The 20,015-nt window shown below is 73.3% G+C and carries 20 protein-coding genes; 12 read left to right on the top strand and 8 right to left on the bottom strand.

Annotated elements, in window-relative coordinates; translation table 11 throughout:
- Positions 1-21: 21 nt before the first annotated feature.
- Positions 22-1,641, bottom strand: a complete 1,620-nt coding sequence (aceB, locus tag ACFYW1_RS00905; RefSeq protein ID WP_388985311.1) for a malate synthase A — start codon at positions 1,639-1,641, stop codon at positions 22-24.
- Between the two features lie 234 nt (positions 1,642-1,875).
- A complete protein-coding gene (locus tag ACFYW1_RS00900) occupies positions 1,876-2,493 on the bottom strand; it encodes an NTP transferase domain-containing protein (RefSeq protein WP_388985309.1) in 618 nt (205 codons plus the stop codon).
- Positions 2,494-2,750: 257 nt separating this feature from the next.
- On the opposite strand from ACFYW1_RS00900, the gene ACFYW1_RS00895 reads away from it, so the two are divergent.
- Positions 2,751-3,053, top strand: coding sequence for a DUF5955 family protein (locus ACFYW1_RS00895; protein ID WP_388985307.1), 303 nt, complete (start codon positions 2,751-2,753; stop codon positions 3,051-3,053).
- Between the two features lie 21 nt (positions 3,054-3,074).
- On the opposite strand, the gene ACFYW1_RS00890 is transcribed toward ACFYW1_RS00895, so the two are convergent.
- Positions 3,075-3,719: a response regulator gene (locus tag ACFYW1_RS00890; protein WP_388985305.1), complete on the bottom strand. Its 645-nt coding sequence runs from the start codon at positions 3,717-3,719 to the stop codon at positions 3,075-3,077.
- On the bottom strand, positions 3,716-4,927 hold the full coding sequence (locus tag ACFYW1_RS00885) for a sensor histidine kinase (RefSeq protein WP_388985303.1): 1,212 nt from the start codon (positions 4,925-4,927) through the stop codon (positions 3,716-3,718). Before ACFYW1_RS00885 ends, ACFYW1_RS00890 begins: the two co-directional genes overlap by 4 nt.
- Before the next feature lie 111 nt (positions 4,928-5,038).
- Here ACFYW1_RS00885 and ACFYW1_RS00880 point away from each other — a divergent pair, with 111 nt between their 5' ends.
- The gene (locus tag ACFYW1_RS00880) at positions 5,039-6,130 is read left to right on the top strand and encodes an ABC transporter permease (RefSeq protein ID WP_388985301.1); all 1,092 of its coding nucleotides are present in this window, start codon (positions 5,039-5,041) and stop codon (positions 6,128-6,130) included.
- Positions 6,127-6,807 carry an ABC transporter ATP-binding protein gene (locus ACFYW1_RS00875; RefSeq protein WP_388985299.1) on the top strand — a complete coding sequence of 227 codons (681 nt, stop codon included), beginning with the start codon at positions 6,127-6,129 and terminating at the stop codon, positions 6,805-6,807. The genes ACFYW1_RS00880 and ACFYW1_RS00875 overlap by 4 nt, the downstream gene beginning before the upstream one ends.
- Positions 6,808-6,889: 82 nt before the next feature.
- On the opposite strand, the gene ACFYW1_RS00870 is transcribed toward ACFYW1_RS00875, so the two are convergent.
- Positions 6,890-7,690: an IclR family transcriptional regulator gene (locus ACFYW1_RS00870; RefSeq protein WP_388985297.1), complete on the bottom strand. Its 801-nt coding sequence runs from the start codon at positions 7,688-7,690 to the stop codon at positions 6,890-6,892.
- Positions 7,691-8,063: 373 nt separating this feature from the next.
- Between ACFYW1_RS00870 and allB the strand changes: the two genes are divergently transcribed.
- Positions 8,064-9,407 carry an allantoinase AllB gene (gene allB, locus ACFYW1_RS00865; protein ID WP_388985295.1) on the top strand — a complete coding sequence of 448 codons (1,344 nt, stop codon included), beginning with the start codon at positions 8,064-8,066 and terminating at the stop codon, positions 9,405-9,407.
- 2 nt (positions 9,408-9,409) lie between these two features.
- Positions 9,410-10,525, top strand: a complete 1,116-nt coding sequence (gene alc, locus ACFYW1_RS00860; RefSeq protein WP_388985294.1) for an allantoicase — start codon at positions 9,410-9,412, stop codon at positions 10,523-10,525.
- A 79-nt stretch (positions 10,526-10,604) separates the two neighbouring features.
- Here the strand turns inward: alc and ACFYW1_RS00855 are convergent, their stop codons facing one another.
- Complete coding sequence (locus ACFYW1_RS00855; protein ID WP_388985292.1) at positions 10,605-11,360, bottom strand: SDR family NAD(P)-dependent oxidoreductase; 756 nt, start codon at positions 11,358-11,360, stop codon at positions 10,605-10,607.
- Between the two features lie 292 nt (positions 11,361-11,652).
- On the opposite strand from ACFYW1_RS00855, the gene ACFYW1_RS00850 reads away from it, so the two are divergent.
- Positions 11,653-12,276, top strand: coding sequence for a dihydrofolate reductase family protein (locus ACFYW1_RS00850; protein ID WP_388985290.1), 624 nt, complete (start codon positions 11,653-11,655; stop codon positions 12,274-12,276).
- A gap of 167 nt (positions 12,277-12,443) precedes the next feature.
- Complete coding sequence (locus tag ACFYW1_RS00845) at positions 12,444-13,367, top strand: DMT family transporter (protein WP_388985895.1); 924 nt, start codon at positions 12,444-12,446, stop codon at positions 13,365-13,367.
- A 13-nt stretch (positions 13,368-13,380) separates the two neighbouring features.
- Here the strand turns inward: ACFYW1_RS00845 and ACFYW1_RS00840 are convergent, their stop codons facing one another.
- A complete protein-coding gene (locus ACFYW1_RS00840; RefSeq protein WP_388985288.1) occupies positions 13,381-13,674 on the bottom strand; it encodes a hypothetical protein in 294 nt (97 codons plus the stop codon).
- A 64-nt stretch (positions 13,675-13,738) separates the two neighbouring features.
- On the opposite strand from ACFYW1_RS00840, the gene ACFYW1_RS00835 reads away from it, so the two are divergent.
- From ACFYW1_RS00835 to ACFYW1_RS00820, 4 genes are all read left to right on the top strand, one after another.
- Complete coding sequence (locus ACFYW1_RS00835; protein ID WP_388985286.1) at positions 13,739-14,956, top strand: sensor histidine kinase; 1,218 nt, start codon at positions 13,739-13,741, stop codon at positions 14,954-14,956.
- A 79-nt stretch (positions 14,957-15,035) separates the two neighbouring features.
- Positions 15,036-15,776, top strand: a complete 741-nt coding sequence (locus tag ACFYW1_RS00830; RefSeq protein WP_388985284.1) for a response regulator — start codon at positions 15,036-15,038, stop codon at positions 15,774-15,776.
- Between the two features lie 73 nt (positions 15,777-15,849).
- Positions 15,850-17,073, top strand: coding sequence for a cytochrome P450 (locus tag ACFYW1_RS00825; protein ID WP_388985282.1), 1,224 nt, complete (start codon positions 15,850-15,852; stop codon positions 17,071-17,073).
- 94 nt (positions 17,074-17,167) lie between these two features.
- On the top strand, positions 17,168-17,593 hold the full coding sequence (locus tag ACFYW1_RS00820) for a PaaI family thioesterase (RefSeq protein WP_388985280.1): 426 nt from the start codon (positions 17,168-17,170) through the stop codon (positions 17,591-17,593).
- Between the two features lie 52 nt (positions 17,594-17,645).
- On the opposite strand, the gene ACFYW1_RS00815 is transcribed toward ACFYW1_RS00820, so the two are convergent.
- Positions 17,646-18,656, bottom strand: coding sequence for a Gfo/Idh/MocA family oxidoreductase (locus ACFYW1_RS00815; protein ID WP_388985278.1), 1,011 nt, complete (start codon positions 18,654-18,656; stop codon positions 17,646-17,648).
- A 189-nt stretch (positions 18,657-18,845) separates the two neighbouring features.
- On the opposite strand from ACFYW1_RS00815, the gene ACFYW1_RS00810 reads away from it, so the two are divergent.
- Positions 18,846-19,853 (top strand): sugar ABC transporter substrate-binding protein, encoded by a 1,008-nt coding sequence (locus ACFYW1_RS00810; protein ID WP_388985276.1) that lies wholly within the window; start codon positions 18,846-18,848, stop codon positions 19,851-19,853.
- Positions 19,854-20,015 lie beyond the last annotated feature (162 nt).

Here is a 20,015-nt window from a genome sequence, read left to right as displayed (position 1 = left end):
TGCCGGGGGCAAAGCCGCGGGTCAGCCCAGCTGCTCGTACGCGGGCAGGGTCAGGAAGTCCGCGTAGTCCTGGTCCAGGGAGACCGTCAGCAGCAGGTCGTGGGCCTGCTGCCACTTGCCGGCGGCGAATGCCTCGTCGCCGATCTCGGCGCGGATCGCGGCGAGTTCCTCGGCCGCGACCCGGCGGGCCAGGTCGGCGGTGGCGTGCTCGCCGTTCTCGAAGACCACGTCCGCGTTGATCCACTGCCAGATCTGCGAACGGGAGATCTCCGCGGTGGCGGCGTCCTCCATCAGGTTGAAGATGGCGACCGCGCCCAGGCCGCGCAGCCATGCCTCGATGTAGCGGATGCCGACCGCGACGGCGTTGCGCAGACCCTCGTACGTGGGACTGGCGTCCAGGCTGTCGACGGCGATCAGGTCCCCGGCGGCCACCGAGACGTCCTCGCGCAGGCGCTCCTTCTGGTTCGGCTTCTCGCCGAGGACCGCGTCGAAGGAGGCCATGGCGATCGGCACCAGGTCCGGGTGGGCGACCCAGGAGCCGTCGAAGCCGTCGTGGGCCTCGCGGTCCTTGTCGGCCTTGACCTTCTCGAAGGCGACCTTGTTGACCTCGGCGTCGCGGCGGGACGGGATGAAGGCCGCCATGCCGCCGATGGCGTGCGCGCCGCGCTTGTGGCAGGTGCGGACGAGGAGTTCGGTGTACGCGCGCATGAACGGGGCGGTCATCGTCACCGCGTTGCGGTCCGGGAGGACGAACTTGGCGCCGCCGTCGCGGAAGTTCTTGACGATGGAGAAGAGGTAGTCCCAACGGCCCGCGTTCAGCCCGGAGGCGTGGTCGCGGAGTTCGTAGAGGATCTCCTCCATCTCGTACGCGGCGGTGATCGTCTCGATGAGGACGGTCGCGCGGACCGTGCCCTGCGGGATGCCGACGTAGTCCTGGGCGAAGACGAAGATGTCGTTCCAGAGGCGGGCCTCCAGGTGGGACTCCGTCTTCGGGAGGTAGAAGTACGGCCCCTTGCCGAGGTCGATGAGGCGCTGGGCGTTGTGGAAGAAGTAGAGGCCGAAGTCGACCAGCGCGCCCGGCACCGGGACGCCGTCCAGCTGGAGGTGGCGCTCGTTCAGGTGCCAGCCGCGCGGCCGGGTGACGACCGTGGCGAGCTCCTCGGCGGGCTTCAGGGCGTACGACTTGCCGGACCTCGGGTCCGTGAAGTCGATGGTGCGGGTGTAGGCGTCGATCAGATTGAGCTGGCCGAGGACGACGTTCTCCCACGTGGGGGCGGACGCGTCCTCGAAGTCGGCGAGCCAGACCCGGGCGCCCGAGTTCAGGGCGTTGATGGTCATCTTGCGGTCGGTCGGACCGGTGATCTCCACCCGGCGGTCGTTCAGCGCGGCCGGGGCCGGTGCGACGCGCCAGGAGTCGTCCGCGCGGATCGCCGCCGTCTCGGGCAGGAAGTCCAGCGTGGAGGCGCGGGCGATCTCGGCGCGGCGTTCGCCCCGGCGGGCGAGCAGTTCGTCACGGCGGGGCGTGAACCGCCGGTGCAGCTCGGCCACGAACGCGAGGGCCGCTTCGGTCAGGACCTCGTCCTGCCTGGGCAGGGGCTCGGCATCGACGATGGCCAGCGGGGACGGCGCTGGTGCGGACATGAGCGGTCACTCCTTCAGCGGGCGGTGCGGGCGGCGCCCCGTGACCGCCGGGTCGCCTGGGGCGGCACGGCGTGCCAAGGCTCCGGGATACGGGTGGGGGCGCCGTCTGAGGTGCAGAGGGCTTCTGATCAGTGGATAGTAGTTTCCTCATGGTGGAAGTTCAATGGTTTGTTGATGTCGAGATTCTCCGGATCGACAGAAGCGGGGAGGCGGCGGCGCGGCGTGCCACTCCGTTCACTCCAGGTGCCCGAGGTCCTCCGCCGTGTCGATGTCGTACGCCTGGGCCACATCGGAACACTCGACGAGCGTGATCGCATCGCGGTGTGCCCGCAGATAGGCGCGGGCCCCCCGGTCGCCCACCGCGTCCGCCGCCACCTCCGCCCACCGGCCGGCCCCGAACAGCACCGGATGGCCGCGCTCCCCGTCGTACGCGGCCGCCGCCAGGCTCCTTCGGGAGCGGTACGCCGAACGCACCCGGTCCACCGCCCGTGCGCCGATGCCCGGCTGGTCCACCAGGAGGACCAGAGCCGCGTCCGCCCCCGCGCCGGTGAGCGCCCCCAGCCCGGCCCGCAACGACGAGCCCATGCCCTGCGCCCATTCGGGGTTGACGGTCACGACGCAGCCGGAGAGGTCGGCGCGGGCCAGCACCTCGTCGGCGGCGGCGCCCAGCACCACGTGGACGGGGTCGCAACCGCCGTCCCGCAGCACCCGCACCGCGTGCTCGACCAGGGGCCGGCCGCGGTGTTCGAGCAGTGCCTTGGGCCGTCCGCCGAGCCGTCGTCCGCCGCCCGCGGCGAGCAGCAGTCCGGCGACCGCGGGGGTCCGTTCGGTGGGCCGTGTCGTCCGAGTCATGCGGACTGGATACCCCACCGCCTCCCGGACGCGCACCCTTCGCTGAAGCAAGCGACGGGGGATGCGAGGGGGAACACCGTCCACCGGACGACACGGAGATCACCCTTACGGGACCCCCCGAATTCTGTCCGCGGAGTGGCGCTCGACACCTTTCATGGCGTTAACTTGCGCGCACGCCCGGATACTTGACCGCGGTGCGCGGACCAGGCGGAACACTGGCACAAGCTTGTGCGAGGGGGAGTGTTTTGTTGCGAAGCGTGGGGCAGACGCGGGTGACCAGCAGTGGCGAGGACCCGAGGGTGACGGAGCTGCGCACGGCGGTCTCACGGCTCCGCCGCGAACTGGCCGGGCACCCCGCGGAGTTCCCGGACCGGGGCATCGCCGAGGACGAACTGGCCGCGCTCGACGCGATGGCGCTCAGCGGTGTGCCGGAGATCCCGCGCCTGCGCCGTTCGCTACTGCTGATCGCGGGTGCGATCGGCTCGGTCAGCGCCCTGGCCTCCGCGCTCAGGGACGTACGGGTCGCCGTCGACCTCTTCGGGGAATCGCCGCGCCACTGAACGACGTGAGGGGGCGGCGGGTCAGCGGCGGATCAGCCGGCGCGCCGTCGCCGCCGCGACCGCCGAGGTGCGGGAGTCCACGCCCAGCTTGGCGTAGATGTGCACCAGATGGGACTTCACCGTCGCCTGGCTGAGGAACAGCTTCTTGCTGATCTGCTGGTTCGACAGCCCCTCGCCGACCAGCTGGAGGACCTCCAGCTCGCGTTTGGTCAGTGCCTGGGCGGGGGTCCGCATCCGGTCCATCAGCCGGTGGGCGACGGAGGGCGCGAGCGCCGACCGGCCGTCCGCCGCCGTGCGCACCGCCGCCGCCAGCTCCTCCGGCGGGGCGTCCTTCAGCAGATAACCGGCCGCCCCCGCCTCGACCGCGGCCAGGATGTCGGCGTCCGAGTCGTACGTGGTGAGGATCAGGACGCGGGGGGCGTCCGGCTCCGCCGTGATGGCCGCGGTGGCCTGCGAACCGTGCATGCCCGTGCCGAACTGCAGGTCCATGAGGACGACGTCGATCCCGCCGTCCGCCGCGAGCGCGACGGCCCGCTCGGCGGTGGCCGCCTCGGCCACCACCCGGAACCCGGGCTCGGAGTCCAGGACGGCGCGCAGCCCCGCCCGTACCACCGGGTGGTCGTCGGCGAGCAGCAGCCTGATGGGATCGGGTGTGGGCGAGGTCATGCGGCGTCCTGTCCTGGCCGGCCGTCGGGGAGCGGGAGGGGAAGGGTGAGGGCGACGGCGGTGCCCTGACCGGGCGCCGACTCGACGCTGAGCGTGCCGCCCAGCGAACGGGCCCGCGCCCGCATCGCGGGCAGCCCGAAACCACCGGTGCCGGTGTCCGCGGCGGCCGGTGCCTCGCCGGGGGTGAAGCCGCGGCCGTCGTCGACCACGTCCAGCGACACCGAGGTGTCCATGAAACTGAGGGTGATCTCCGCCCGCCGGGCCGCGGCGTGCCGCACCGTGTTGGCGAGCGCCGACTGCGCGGTGCGCAGCAACGCCACCTCGTACGGGGTCGGCAGCTCCACCGGGGCGCCGCTCACCGCGAACTGCACCGTCAGACCGGGGGCCGTCGTCCGGGCCGAGAGGCGCTCCAGCGCCGCCGCCAGCGAACCGTTCTCCAGGTCGGGCGGGGAGAGGGCGCGCACGAAACGGCGGGCCTCGGCGAGGTTGTCCTGGGCGGCCTCGCGGGCCCGGCGGACGTGCGCGGTGGCGGGGGCGTCGTCGGGCAGGGTGCGCTCGGCGGCGCGCAGCAGCAGCTGGATGCTGGACAGGCCCTGCGCCAGGGTGTCGTGGATCTCGCGCGCCAGCCGTTCGCGTTCGGCGAGGGTGCCCGCGGTGTGCTCCGCCTCGGCCAGCTCCGCCCGGGTGGACACCAGCTCCTCGATGAGCTCCCGGCGCCGTTCGCTCTCCCGGAACAGCGCCTGGTACCCCAGCACCGTGGCGACCGCGACCGCCGCGCCGAGCAGCGGGCCGATGAAGGCACCCGGCGTGACGGCCTGGCCGTGCAGGGTGAAACCGGCGACGGCGGCGAGCGCGGTGGCCGCGACGACCGGCAGGGACCAGTGCGTCGGCAGCAGGTGCAGCTGGAGGAAGTACAGCGGGAAGGCCACCCACAGCGCGTCGGGCGACAGGCCGAGCAGCACCAGCCACCCGACGCCCAGCACCGCCAGCCACAGGGCGGCCGCCCGGGTGCGCGGCTGCACGGCGGGGGCGAGCGCGCCCGCCGCGTACACCGCGGTCATCAGGGCGCACACCACGACGGCGGCGACGGCGTGCGGCGCGCGGTCGCCGACGGCCCGCAGCGCCGCGAGGGCGAGCAGTCCGACCAGCAGGGCGTGCAGACACAGCCGCAGCGCGGCGGCGACCGGGGGATGGGCACGGGAATCCATGATTCGTCCAGCGTAGACAAGGAGCGCCCGGCGCCGGTCAATCGAAAGTTTGATGTCGGGCCCCACCGTCGGGCGATGCCGCCGAAGGCTCCGGAGGCCGAGGCTGGGAGCATGTTCGTCGCATGGAGAGATCTCCGGTTCGCCAAGGGCCGGTTCGCGCTCATGGGCACGGTCGTGGTGCTGATCACGCTGCTCGTGGGCCTGTTGTCCGGGCTCACGGCCGGCCTCGCCCGGGAGAACACCTCGGCCGTCACCGGGCTGGCCGCCGACCACCTGGCGTTCGCCGCCCCGCCCGACGGCCGGTCGGTGTCCTTCACCGACTCCGTCGTCGCGGAGAGCGCCTGGCGCAGCTGGGCGGCCCGGCCCGGTGTGCGCGCCGCGCAGCCGCTCGGCATCCGCACCCTGAACGCCGCCGCCGACGAGGGGCGGCGCACGGCGGCGGTGTCGGCGTTCGGTGTGGAACCGGACGGTGGCCTCGCGCCCGACGGCGCGCGGGTCGGCGCGGGCGAGGTGGTGCTGTCCGAGTCGGCCGCCGCCGATCTGGGCGCCGCGCCCGGCGACCGGCTGCGGATCGGCGGCACCGAGGTCGCCGTCGCGTCGGTCGCCGGGGACGCCTCGTACAGCCACACCCCCGTCGTGTGGACCTCGCTCGACGACTGGCAGCGCTTCGGGGAGGACGGCGCGGGCGGGGAGCGGCACGCCACGGTGATCGCGCTGACCACCGACGACGGCGTCGACCTCGCCGCGGGCGACCGGGCCGCCCGCACCAGCACCCTCGCCCTGGCGGACTCCCTCACCGCGATCGGCTCCTACCAGGCGGAGAACGGTTCGCTCCAGCTCATGCGCGGTTTCCTCTTCGTCATCTCCGCCCTCGTCATCGGCGCCTTCTTCACCGTCTGGACGATTCAGCGCAGCGGTGACGTCGCCGTGCTCAAGGCGCTCGGCGCCTCCACCCCGTACTTGCTGCGCGACGCGCTCGGGCAGGCCGTCGTGATGCTCGTCGCCGGTACGGGCACGGGCGCCGCGCTCGCCTCCGGCATCGGCGCGCTGATCGGCGGCGGGACGGTGCCGTTCGTCCTCGACCCGGCGACCGTGCTGGTTCCGGCCGCCGTCATGATCGTCCTCGGTGCGCTCGGGGCGGCCCTGTCCATCCGGCGGATCACCGCCGTCGACCCGCTCACCGCACTCGGGAGTGCCCGATGACCCTCACCCTCGCCGACGTCACCCTCACCTACCCCGACGGCGACGACCGGCTCACCGCCCTGGACCGGGTCTCGCTGGAGGTGCCCGCGGGCACGCTCACCGCGGTCGTCGGACCGTCCGGCTCCGGCAAGTCCAGCCTGCTCGCCGTGGCCGCGACCCTGGTCACACCGGACTCCGGCCGGGTCGTCGTCGACGGGGCGGACGCCGGGAGCCTGGACCGGGCGCAGAAGGCGGCGCTGCGCCGCGAGCGCATCGGCATCGTCTTCCAGCAGCCCAATCTGCTGCCGTCCCTCACCGCCGTCGAACAGCTCCAGGTCATGACCCATCTGTCGGGCAGAGCGGCCCGCGGGGCCCGCGGCCGGGCGCTGGAACTGCTGGACGCGGTCGGCCTCGCGGACCGGGCGGGCCGCAGGCCGCACCAGCTGTCGGGCGGTCAGCGCCAGCGGATCAACATCGCGCGGGCCCTGATGAACGACCCGGCGGTGCTGCTCGTCGACGAGCCGACCAGCGCGCTCGACCACGAACGGGGCGCGGCGGTGCTGGACCTGCTGGTCACCCTGACCCGGGAGCGGTCGACGGCGACGGTGATGGTCACGCACGACCGGGCCCATCTGCACCGGACGGACCGCACGGTCACGATGGACGACGGCCGTCTCACGGTGCCCGAACGGGTCTGAGACGGGGGAACGGAAAGAGGAAGGGGGGCGGTCTCGCGGGCCGCCCCCCTTCCCCTCGTGCGCCGGTCGGTTTCCCCGCGCCTCAGCCGGCGGAGCCGCTGCTCGCCAGGGCGTCGGAGAGTTCCTTCGCGGCCTGCTGGAGGATCGGCACGATCCGCTCCGTCGCCGCCTCCGTCACCCGGCCCGCCGGACCGGAGATCGAGATCGCGGCCGAGGTGGGGGAGTCGGGGACGGAGACCGCCAGGCAGCGGACCCCGATCTCCTGCTCGTTGTCGTCCACCGCGTAGCCGGCCCTGCGCACCTGCTCCAGCGCTTCGAGGAAGCCGTCCGGGGTGGTGATCGTCTTCTCGGTGGCGGCGGGCATCCCGGTACGAGCGAGCAGGGCCCGCACCTCGTCCGGCGGCGTGTTCGCCAGCAGCGCCTTGCCGACCCCGGTGGAGTGGGGCAGGACGCGACGGCCCACCTCGGTGAACATGCGCATCGAGTGCTTGGACGGCACCTGCGCCACGTAGACGATCTCGTCGCCGTCGAGCAGTGCCATGTTCGCGGTCTCGCCGGTCTCCTCGACCAGCCGCGCGAGGTACGGGCGGGCCCAGGTGCCGAGCAGCCGGGACGCGGACTCGCCGAGCCGGATCAGGCGCGGGCCGAGCGCGTAGCGCCGGTTGGGCTGCTGGCGCACGTATCCGCAGAGCACCAGTGTCCGCATCAGACGGTGGATGGTCGGCAGGGGGAGGCCGCTGCTCGCGGAGAGTTCGCTCAGACCGACCTCGCCCCCGGCGTCGGCCATCCGCTCCAGCAGATCGAAGGCACGCTCAAGGGACTGCACACCACCGCCGGAAGCGGCGGGCTTGGAGTCGGATGTGCTGGCGTGGGACGGCGGCACGTCAACGGTCCTTTCGAGGCGGAAGGGCGGGCGCCCCGCCCGGCGAGGCACCCAGCAGCCTACCGGGCGGTTCCCGATCGGCCCACCGCCCCGGGCGAGGCGTCCTGGCCGGTCAGAGCCCGTTTGTCCCGGTGTCGGCGCTCGGCGGAGCAGTTCCCCGGGGTCGCGCTGGTCCCATGTTACGTTCCGCTCTCCGAAATTATCCTTTTACTTTGTGGAAATATCCAAGTTCGAGTGCGAGGGGTCCGGCCGGGGGCCGGGCGCGGTGGACGGGGTCTTGACGGGCCCCGGTCCCGAGTGAAGACTCCTTCAACAGTTCGTTGAATCTGCCGGTGGCGGAAGCCGCGGCGGAGAGTCGAAGTGAGGAGCACGGGTGTCCGGTGCTGACGTGAATCTGGTGCTGCGCTCGACGCGGGTCGTCACCCCGGACGGGACGCGGCCCGCGACGGTCGCCGTCGCCGACGGGCGGATCGACGCCGTCCTGCCGTACGACGCCGAGGTGCCGGCCGGCGCCCGGCTGGAGGACTTCGGCGAGGACGTCCTGCTGCCCGGCCTCGTCGACACGCACGTCCATGTGAACGACCCCGGCCGCACCGAGTGGGAGGGCTTCCACACCGCCACCCGCGCGGCGGCGGCGGGCGGCATCACCACCCTGCTCGACATGCCGCTCAACTCCCTCCCGCCGACCACCACCGTCGAACACCTGCGCACCAAGCAGCGGGTGGCCGCAGCCAAGGCGCACATCGACACCGGGTTCTGGGGCGGCGCGGTCCCGTCCAACATCAAGGACCTGCGCCCCCTGCACGAGGCCGGGGTGTTCGGCTTCAAGTGCTTCCTCTCGCCCTCCGGCGTCGAGGAGTTCCCGGAGCTCGACCAGGAGCAGCTGGCCCGCTCCATGGCCGAGATCGCCGGCTTCGGCGGCCTGCTGATCGTGCACGCCGAGGACCCGCGCCACCTGGCCTCCGCCCCGCAGCGCAGCGGCCCCGCGTACGCCGACTTCCTCGCCTCCCGGCCGCGCGACGCCGAGAACACCGCGATCGAGGGCCTGATCGCGCACGCCAGGCGGCTGAACGCCCGCGTCCACGTCCTGCACCTCTCCTCCGGCGACGCGCTGCCGATGATCGCCGCCGCCAGGCGCGAGGGCGTACGGATCACGGTGGAGTCCTGCCCGCACTTCCTCACCCTCACCGCCGAGGAGGTCCCCGACGGCGCGACGGAGTTCAAGTGCTGCCCGCCGATCCGGGAGGCCGCCAACCAGGACGTGCTGTGGGCGGGACTCGCCGACGGGACGATCGACTGCATCGTCTCCGACCACTCGCCGTGCACCACCGACCTGAAGACGCCGGACTTCGCCTCCGCCTGGGGCGGGATCTCCTCCCTCCAGCTGGGCCTGCCCGCCATCTGGACCGAGGCCCGCAGGCGCGGCCACTCGCTCGACGACGTCGCCCGCTGGATGTCGGCCGCCCCCGCCGAACTCGCCGGGCTGACCTGCAAGGGCGCCATCGCGGCGGGCCGCGACGCCGACTTCGCGGTGCTCGCCCCCGACGACACGTTCATCGTCGACCCCGCCGAACTCCTCCACCGCAACCGGGTCACCGCGTACGCGGGCCGGACCCTGTACGGCGTGGTGCGCTCCACCTGGCTGCGCGGGGTACGGATCGCGGCCGACGGCACCGTCGCCGGACCCACCGGCCACCTCCTCGAAAGGAACCACTGACCATGACGGCGACAGCCCGCTTCACCGGTGACGCGAACCCGTACGGCGGCGGCGACCCGTACGCCGACTACCGCACCGACGACTTCCCCTTCACCGACCTCGTCGACCTCGCCGACCGGCGGCTCGGCGCCGGGGTGATCGCGGCCAACGACGAGTTCTTCGCCGAGCGGGAGAACCTGCTGAAGCCGGAGCCCGCCGAGTTCGACCCCGAGCGCTTCGGCCACAAGGGCAAGGTCATGGACGGCTGGGAGACCCGCCGCCGCCGGGGCACGGGCGCGGACGCGCCGCACCCGGCCGACGAGGACCACGACTGGGCGCTGGTACGGCTCGGCGCGCCCGGGGTCGTGCGCGGCATCGTCGTCGACACCGCCCACTTCCGCGGCAACTACCCGCAGGCCGTCTCCGTCGAGGCGACCTGCCTCCCCGGCTCCCCGTCGCCGGAGGAGCTCCTGGCGCCCGACGTGAAGTGGACGACGCTCGTGCCCCGCACGGCCGTCGGGGGGCACGCGGCCAACGGCTTCGCCGTCGACGCCGAACGGTGCTTCACCCACCTGCGGCTCAACCAGCACCCCGACGGCGGGGTGGCCCGCCTGCGGGTGTACGGCGAGGTCGTCCCCGACCCGGCGTGGCTGGCCGCCCTCGGCACCTTCGACCTGGTCGCCCTGGAGAACGGCGGCACGGTGGAGGACGCCTCCGACCGCTTCTACTCCCCGGCGACCAACACCATCCAGCCGGGCAGGTCCCGCAAGATGGACGACGGCTGGGAGACCCGTCGCCGCCGCGACCGGGGCAACGACTGGATCCGCTACCGGCTCGTCGAGCAGGCCCTGATCGGCGCGGTCGAGATCGACACCGCGTATCTGAAGGGCAACTCGGCGGGGTGGGCGAGCCTCTCGGTCCGGGACGGCGGGAGCGGCGACTGGACCGAGGTGCTGCCCCGGACCCGGCTGCAGCCCGACACCGATCACCGCTTCGTGCTGCCGGAGGCGGTCCGGGCCACGCACGTCCGCATCGACATCTTCCCGGACGGCGGGATCTCCCGGCTGCGGCTGTTCGGCACCCCGACCGAGGAGGGCGCCGCACGACTGGTCGCCCGCCACCGCGAACTGGGCGGCTGAGCGACTGCCGGGCGGCCCCGGGCCGGGGCCGCCCGCCGGACTCCGATCGCGGGCCCCGGGCCCCGGACGCGTGGTCCGGTCAGGCCGCGTGGCCCCCGTCCACCGCCACCTCCGTACCGGTGATGTACCCGGCCTCGTCACCGGCCAGGTAGGCGATCAGGGACGCCACCTCGTCCGTCGTGCCGAACCGGCCCAGGGCGGTCGCCGCGCGCTGGCCCTCGGCGAACGGGCCGTCGGCCGGGTTGAGATCCGTGTCGACCGGGCCCGGCTGGACCAGGTTGACGGTGATGCCGCGCGGACCGAACTCGCGGGCGAGCGGCTTGGTGAGCCCGGCCAGCGCCGACTTGCTCATCGTGTAGAGAGTGGAGCCGGGGCCGCCCGCGTACCGGCTCAGGGCCGTGCCGACGCAGATGATCCGGCCGCCCGGCCCCATCAGCTCCGCCGCCGCGCGGCAGGCCAGGAACACCGCCCGTACGTTGACGGCCAGCACCCGGTCCACATCGGCGGTGCTCAGGGTGCCGATCGGGCCGAGGACGCCGATGCCCGCGTTGTTGACCAGGACGTCGAGCCGGCCGAGTGCGTCCGCGGCCCCGGCCACCGCCGCCGGGACCGCCTCGGGGTCGGCGGCGTCCACCCGCAGGGCCGTGCCGCGCCGGCCGTACGAGCGGATCTTCTCCACCACCTCCTGCGCTCCGGTCTCGTCCGCCACATAGGTCAGTGCCACATCGGCGCCGTCCCGGGCGAGCCGCAGGGCGGTCGCGGCGCCGATGCCGCGGCTGCCGCCGGTGACGAGTGCGGTGCGGGGCGCGCCGGTGCCGGCGATGGTGCTGGTCATGGTGGTTCCTCGCGGGTCGGGGCGGAGTCCGGCCGGATGGCCGGCGCTTCGCCGCGGGTTTCGCCGCGGCTCCTGCCGTGGCTTCGACATGGACAAGGAAAGTCCTTCCGCCCGGCGGTCACCGGCGGGAATCGGACGCCTGGGCAAAGCCGCACGACGGCCGGTACGGGGGACGTGCGACGGCCGGTACGGATGCGCGGAGGGCCCGTCCGGGCGGCGGAGCGATGAGTTGCGGCCGGCGCCGGAGTCGGAAGAGTGGAGGACGGACGACCGAGGCACCGGGAGAAGAACCATGGCGAAGCTGACCCTCACCACCTTCCTGTCGCTCGACGGCGTCATGCAGGCACCGGGTGGCCCCGACGAGGACACCGACGGCGGGTTCGAGTACGGCGGCTGGACGGTGCCGTTCGCGGACGAGGACATGATCGACTTCATGAACGGGGTGATGGGGCGGTCCGCGGCCTTCCTGCTGGGCCGCCGCACCTACGACATCTTCGCCGGGTACTGGCCGAAGGTGACCGATCCCGACGACCCGATCGCGGGCCCGCTCAACACGCGCCCCAAGTACGTCGTCTCGACCACCCTGAGCGACCCCGAATGGCAGAACACGACCGTCGTGTCCACGGACGTCGCCGAGGAGGTCGCCCGCGTCAAGGAGCGCACCGAGGGGGGCGAGCTCCAGGTCCACGGCAGCGGCGGGCTGGCCCGGTTCCTGATGGCGCACGGGCTGATCGACGAGTACAACGTCCTCACCTACCCGGTCGTACTGGGCCGGGGCCGCCGGCTCTTCCCCGAGGGCGGACGGCCGACCGCCTTCGAACGGATCGGGGCGCGGGAGACCCCGAGCGGCATCTCGATCCACACCTACCGGCCCACCGGCCCGGCGCGGTTCGGTTCCTTCGACCTCGACGGGTGAGGTCCGGCGCCCTCCGCACCCCCTTCCGGGCCGGAACCGGCGTGCCGGACGAGGGGTGGGACGGGGATTCCGGAGCGGGGCACCGCCGGGTAGCGTGATCGTTCCGTGTGCGAGCCGCCGACGTCTCCACCGTGTTTCCCACCGTGGAGAACCAGGAGAACCGCCAGGTGTCCTCGATCGCCGTGCCCGCCGTCGCCCCCTCGCGCCGTGCCTGGCTCACCGACCTGCCCGTCCTGCTCGTCGCGGTCGTCTGGGGAGCCAGCTACCTCACGGCCAAGGGCATCACCACGGCGCAGACCGTCCTCGCCGTCCTCGTGCTGCGCTTCGCCGTCGTGCTGCCCGTGCTGGTGGTGGCCGGCCGGCGCAGGCTGCGGGCGCTGGGCGCCGCGCAGTGGCGGGGCGCCGGTCTGCTGGGGCTCGTCCTCGGCGCGATCTTCCTGGTGGAGACGTACGGCGTCGTGCACACCTCGGCGACCAACGCCGGGCTCATCATCAGCCTCACCATGATCTTCACCCCGCTCGCCGAGGCCGCCGTGACCCGGGTCCGGCCGTCCGGGGCCTTTCTCGCCGCCGCCGGACTCTCGGTGACCGGTGTGGTGCTGCTGACCCAGGGCGGCGGATTCACCGCCCCGTCGACGGGCGACCTGCTGATGCTGGTGGCCGCGCTCCTCCGTACCGTCCACGTCCTGCTGATGGCCCGCACCAAGTCGGTGCGGGGGGCGGACTCGCTGTCGCTCACCACGGTCCAGCTCGGCGGCGCGGTCGTCGTCTTCGCCCTGCTCGCGGCCGTGCCCGGCACCGGGGAGGCGCCGTGGACGGTGGCCGCCGGGTTCGGCGTCCGGGAGTGGGGCGGGCTGCTCTTCCTCTCCGTCCTCTGCACGCTCTTCGCCTTCTTCGTGCAGATGTGGTCGGTACGCCGCACCTCGCCGTCCCGGGTCAGCCTGCTGCTCGGCACGGAGCCGCTGTGGGCCGCCGCCGCGGGCATCGCGATCGGCGGCGAGCGCCTCGGTGCCCTCGGCGCGGCGGGTGCGGTACTGGTCCTGGCCGGCACGGCCTGGGGCCGCCGGGCGGTGACCCCGGCCGCCCCCTGAACGGCCCCTCCGGCTACCCCTTCTGCTCCTCGATCCGGTCGGCCGCCACCATCATCGCGACCCCCGCCACGATCAGCACGATGTTGACGAAGATCGCGTACGGGCCGATGAAGTCCAGCCGCCGCACCACCGCCAGGAACCGGAACCGGTCGAACCATTCGTTCAGGAGTCCGGCGATCCCCAGGACGCAGAAGAGGAAGCCGACCGTCTCGCAGAGTTTCTTCATGCCGGAGAGCCTCGCGGGTGCGGCCCGGACCCCGCGTCGGCCGACGGGCTGCGCGATGCCGCCGAAAGTCTCGGGTTCCACGACTTTGGTCGCCCGCCGGTCCCGTACCCCCGAAACACCCGCCCGACCTGGGTAGTTTTGCCGTATGACACGTACGGAGTACCGCTGGCTGCTGCCCTCGGCGATGGCCGACCCCGAGCTGCCGAGCGACCGGGGCGGCCGTTCGCGACGCACCGTGCGGGACTGGGCCGTCGACCTGACCGCCTTCCTCTGCGCGGCCCTGATCGGCATGCTCGCGGCGGCGACGGTCGACGCCGACCGCACCACCCCCGACGTCGTCGTCCTCATCGACTGCGTGGTCGGGGCGGCCGCCTGCTGCGCCCTGTGGGTGCGGCGCAGGTGGCCGGTCGGCGTCGCGGTGGCCCTGGTCCTGGTCTCCGCCGTCGAACCGGTCGCCTCGGGGGCCGCGCTCGTCGCCCTGTTCAGCGTGGCGGTGCACCGCCCGTTCCGGCCGGTGGCGGCCATCGGGGCGCTCACCGTGATCACCGGTCCGGTGCAGCCGTACCTGCGCCCGGAGCCGGACACCTCGTTCGCCGAGTCCGTGATCATCGGCACCCTGCTGTCCCTGCTGGTGCTCAGCCTGGGCATGGTCGTACGGTCCAGGCGCCAGCTCGTCCTCAGCCTGCGCGAACGGGCCCACCGGGCCGAGGCGGAGGCCGGGCTCCGGGCCGAACAGGCGCAACGGCTGGCCCGCGAGGCCATCGCCCGGGAGATGCACGACGTCCTGGCCCACCGGCTGACCCTCCTCAGCGTCCACGCCGGCGCCCTCGAATTCCGCCCCGACGCCCCGACCGCCGAGGTGGCGCGGGCCGCCGGCGTCATCCGGGACAGCGCGCACGAGGCGCTCCAGGACCTCCGCGAGATCATCGGGGTGCTGCGCAGCCCCGGCGAGAGCGACGGCGACCGGCCGCAGCCCACCCTCGCCACCCTGGACCCGTTGATCGCCGAGTCCCGGCTGGCCGGCATGAAGGTCACCCTCGACAACCGCGTCGCCGACCCCGCCGCGGCCCCCGCCGCCACCGGCCGCACCGTCTACCGCATCGCCCAGGAGGCCCTGACCAACGCCCGCAAGCACGCGCCCGGCGCCGAGGTCACCGTCACGGTCACCGGCGGTCCGGGGGAAGGACTCACCATCGAGGTGCGCAACCCGGCACCCACCGAACCCTTCGCGCAGGTGCCCGGCTCCGGACAGGGGCTCATCGGCCTCACGGAACGCGCCGTGCTGGCCGGGGGCCACCTCGACCACGGCCCCGAACCGGACGGCGGCTTCCGCGTCCGGGCCGCGCTGCCGTGGCCCGCGTGAGCACGGGGCGGAACGTTCCCGCCGCCGTACCAACGGCCCCGGGTACGGACGGTGTTCGGGCCTGGCTACGGTGGTCGTCATGACCACCCCATCTCCGGAGAACCACCCGGCACCGCCCGTCCGGATCGCCGTCGTCGACGACGACCCGCTCGTACGGGCCGGGCTCGCCCTCATGCTCGGGGGCGCGGACGACATCCGCATCGTGGGGGAGGCGGCCGACGGCGCCGACGTCGCGGACCTCGTCGACCGGGTCCGCCCCGACGTGGTGCTGATGGACATCCGGATGCCGGTCGTGGACGGGCTGACCGCGACCGAGGCCCTGCGCGCCCGCCCCGACGCGCCGGAGGTCATCGTCCTGACGACGTTCCACGCCGACGAACAGGTGCTGCGCGCCATCCGCGCCGGGGCTGCCGGATTCGTCCTGAAGGACACCCCTCCGGCGCAGATCGTCGAATCGGTGCGGCGGGTGGCGGCCGGCGATCCGGTGCTGTCGCCCGCGGTGACACGCCAGTTGATGGCCCGCGCCGCCGGGACCGGACCCCGGGGCGGCCGGAACGACCGCGTGGACCGCGCCGACCGGGCGCGCCTGCGGATCGCCGCCCTCGGCGAGCGGGAACGCGAGGTCGCGATCGCCGTCGCCCGCGGCCGTTCCAACGCCGAGATCGCCGCGGCGCTCTACCTCAGCGTGGCGACCGTGAAGACCCAGGTGTCCCGGATCCTGACCAGGTTCGACTTCAACAACCGTGTCCAGATCGCGCTGTTGGTGCACGACTCGGGTCTGCTCGACGACGATGCCGCGGAGGACGGCGACGTAGGCTGAACCGGTCGATCCGAAGCGATCGGGGACGATCGGCCCGGACGATCGAACCGATCAGACCGGGAGGGACGGTCCCATGTCCGAAGCCAGTGACCCCGCCGCCGACGCCCGAGCCGAGGCCGGCCCCGACGTCGATGCCGATCTGCGCGGGGCGAAGGACTTCACGGCGAACCCGTATCCGTACTACGAGAAACTGCGCGCCGCGGGTCCCGTGCACACCGTCCGTACCGACGAGTTCGATCGGGTCTGGCTCGTGGTGGGGTACGACGAGGCCCGCGCGGTCCTGGCCGACCAGCGGTTCGCCAAGGACTGGCGGGGCCTGCCGGGGGCGCCCGGCGAGAGCGACCCGATCTTCCGCAACATGCTGGAGCTGGACGCACCCCACCACACCCGGCTGCGCAAGCTCGTCGCCCGGGAGTTCACCGCCCGCAGGGTCGAGGCGCTGCGCCCGCGGGTCCAGGAGATCACCGACGGACTCCTCGACGTGATGCTGCCCGCCGGGCGCGCCGACCTCGTCGACGCCCTGGCCTTCCCGCTGCCGATGACCGTCATCTGCGAACTGATCGGCGTCCCCGACCTGGACCGCAACGCCTTCCGCCGGCTGTCGAACGAGATCATCACCCCCGCCTCGCCGGAGCAGGAGCAGGAAGCGGTGCGCGCCATGAACGCGTACCTCGGCGAACTCATCGGGGAGAAGCGGCGCTCGCCCGGCGACGACCTGATGAGCGCGCTGGTCAGGGCGCGCGACGAGGAGGGGGACGGGCTGTCGCCCGACGAACTCGTGGGCATGGCCTTCCTGTTGCTCGTCGCCGGGCACGAGACCACGGTCAACCTGATCGCCAACGGGGTACGGGCGCTGCTCGACCACCCCGACCAACTCGCCGCCCTGCGCGCCGACCCGGGCCTGCTCGACGGCGCGGTCGAGGAGATGCTGCGCTACGACGGGCCGGTGGAGACCGCGACGTTCCGTTACCCCCGCGAGCAGGTCGAGATCGGATCGCGGACCGTCCCGGCCGGCGATCCGGTGCTGGTGTCGCTGGCCGGCGCCGACCGCGACCACGCCCGCTACCCGGCGCCGGACACCTTCGACATCCGCCGTGACACCCAGGGGCACCTGGCCTTCGGGCACGGGGTGCACTTCTGCATGGGCGCGCCGCTGGCCAGGATGGAGGGCCGGATCGCGATCCGTACGCTGCTGGAGCGGTGCCCGGACCTCGCACCGGACGCGGAGACGGGGGAGTACGACTGGATTCCCGGCCTGCTGATGCGGGGCCGACGGGGGCTGCCGGTCCGCTGGTGAGACGGGAAGCACGACGGGGCGGGAGTTCGGTGGGAGAGATCCGGTGGGCGGGAAAACCGGTGAGCGGAGCAACCCGGTGAGGTAGGAAGTCGTCATGACCGGACTCGATCTGCCCATGGCCCAGAAGGTTCTCGACAGCCAGCCGTTCAGCGGCCTCGTCGGGGCACGGATCACCGCCTTCGGGGGCGGTGCGGCCACCCTCGAAGTGGACATACGCCAGGAACTCCAGCAACAGAACGGCTTTCTGCACGGCGGGGTACTGGCCTACGCCGCCGACAACTCGATCACCTTCGCCGCCGGTACGACGCTCGGCCCGGCCGTGCTGACCGGCGGTTTCTCCATCCAGTACGTCCGGCCCGCCACCGGACGCACGCTCGTGGCCAGGGCCGAGGTCGTGCACACCGGCCGCCGCCAGGCCGTGGTGCGCTGCGAGCTGTTCGCCGCGGGGGAGGACGGGGCGGAGACGCTCTGCGCGGTCGCGCAGGGAACCGTGCTGTCGGCCGGCGCCCCGTCCTCCTGACCACGCCCCGGCCCGGGCCGCCCCCGCACGAGGGGCGGTGCGGGCCCGTCGGTCACCCGGCGGCCTTCGCGACCTCCGCGACCGTCACGGGGCGCCGCTCCCGGCGGGACACCTCGCACGCCTCCGCGACCAGCAGCGCGTACCACGCCTCCCGGCCGTCGCACGGATTGGGCAGCTCGCCCCGCACCACCCGTACGAACGCGTCCAGTTCGGCCTCGTACGCCGGGGCGAACCGCTCCAGGAAACCGGGCCAGGGACGGGCGGGGGCGGCGGGCCCCAGCGGCTCGGCGGAGGTGACCGGCGTGCGGTCGTCCAGGCCGACCGTGATCTGGTCCAGCTCGCCCGCCAGCTCCATCCGCACGTCGTAACCGGCGCCGTTGCAACGGGTGGCCGTCGCCGTGGCCAGGGTGCCGTCGTCGAGGGTCAGCAGCGCCGCCGCCGTGTCGACGTCGCCCGCCGCCCGGAACATCGCGGGCCCGGCGTCCGACCCGGTGGCGTACACCTCGGTCACCTCACGGCCCGTCACCCACCGCAGGATGTCGAAGTCATGGACCAGGCAGTCCCGGAACAGCCCCCCGGAGAGCGGCAGATACGCGGCGGGCGGCGGCGCCGGATCCATCGTCGCCGCCCGTACGGTGTGCAGCCTGCCGAGCGTCCCGGCCCGGACGGCGGCGCGGGCCGCCCCGTAACCGGCGTCGAACCTGCGCATGAAGCCCAGCTGGAGCACGCTGCCGGCCTCGTCGACCTCCCGCAGCGCGCCCAGCGTCCCCGGCAGGTCCAGCGCGATCGGCTTCTCGCAGAATGCCGGGAGCCCGGCGCGCGCGGCCCGGCCGATCAGCTCGGCGTGGGCCGCGGTGGCCGAGGCGATCACCACGGCGTCCACCCCGGCGCCGAACACCTCGGCCGTGCTCCCCACGGCCGACGCGCCCACGCGGCGCGCGACCCCGGCCGCCCGGCCCCCGTCGGTGTCCGTCACCACCAGGGCGTCCACCTCGGGGTGGCGGGCCAGCACACCCGCGTGGAAGGAACCGATCCGGCCGGTGCCGATGAGTCCGATACGCATGGACCCAACGTGCCGCCCTCCGGCTGCCCTGTCAACCATATGTCCTTACAAGGTGTGAATTGTTCGTTCGTCATGACATCCCGGCATCACAACACCCGTACTGCCGGGCGCCGTTGACGTCCCGTGCGACCGCCGCTAGAAAACGTCCAGCCGCACTCCGGCGGCCGTGGAGAGAAGGCGGACCCCACCATGCGCACCTCCCGCAGGGCAGCGGCCCTGATCACCGTCACGGCCCTCGGCATCGGCCTCGCCGTCTCCGGATGCAGCGGCTCCGGCGGCAAGGACGCCGAGGAGAGGCCCGCGGCGGGAAGCGGCGGCGGGAAGGCGGCCGACACCCCCCGGATGAAGATCGCGATGGTCACGCACTCGGGGGAGGGCGACACCTTCTGGGACATCGTGCAGAACGGCGCGAAGCAGGCGGCGGCCAAGGACAACGTCGAGTTCCTCTACTCCGCGAACAAGGAGGGCAGGGAACAGGCCCAGCTCGTCCAGGCCGCCATCGACCAGAAGGTCGACGGCATCGTCGTCACCCTCGCCAAACCGGAGGCGCTCAAAACGGTCGTCACCAAGGCGGTGAAGGCCGGCATACCCGTGGTGACCATCAACGCGGGCGCACGGTTCTCCGCGGAGTTCGGCGCGCTCGGGCACATCGGCCAGGACGAGGCCGTCGCCGGCGAGGCGGTCGGCGAGGAGCTCGCCGCGCGCGGGCGCAAGAGGGTCCTCTGCGTCATCCACGAGCAGGGCAACGTATCGCTGGAGGAGCGCTGTGCCGGGGTGCGGAAGACCTTCGGGGGCCACGTCGAGAACCTGAACGTCGAGGGCACCAACATGCCGGCCGCCACCTCCTCGATCGAGGCGAAGCTCCAGGCCGACAAGGGCATCGACGCCGTCGTCACCCTCGGCGCCCCCTTCGCCGCCGCCTCCGTCAAGGCCAAGGACGGCTCCGGCAGCGGGGCCGAGATCGACACCTTCGACCTGAACGCCGAGGTCGTCGGACGACTGAAGGCCGGGGAGGTCGGCTTCGCCGTCGACCAGCAGCCCTACCTCCAGGGCTACCTCGCCGTCGACGGACTGTGGCTGCACCGGACCAACGGCAACGTCGTCGGCGGCGGGAAACCGGTGCTCACCGGCCCGGCGATCGTCACCGCCGACGACGTGCCACAGCTGGAGAAGTACACCGCGCGCGGTACCCGGTGAACCCTCCGCGCCCCGCCGCGCGCACCCGGCCCCGACACACGCCCTCCGCCCCTGCCGGGCCGCGCCGCGGACGCCTCGGGGATACTTGGCCAGCCGGTCGGGGCGCGAACCGCCCCCGGCCGCTCCAGGCGGTACAGCGAGCAGCACAAGAAGGGCACGGCG

This window comes from Streptomyces sp. NPDC002669, from assembly GCF_042889165.1.
Lineage (GTDB): Bacteria > Actinomycetota > Actinomycetes > Streptomycetales > Streptomycetaceae > Streptomyces.
This window is presented reverse-complemented; position numbering and strand designations above follow the sequence as displayed.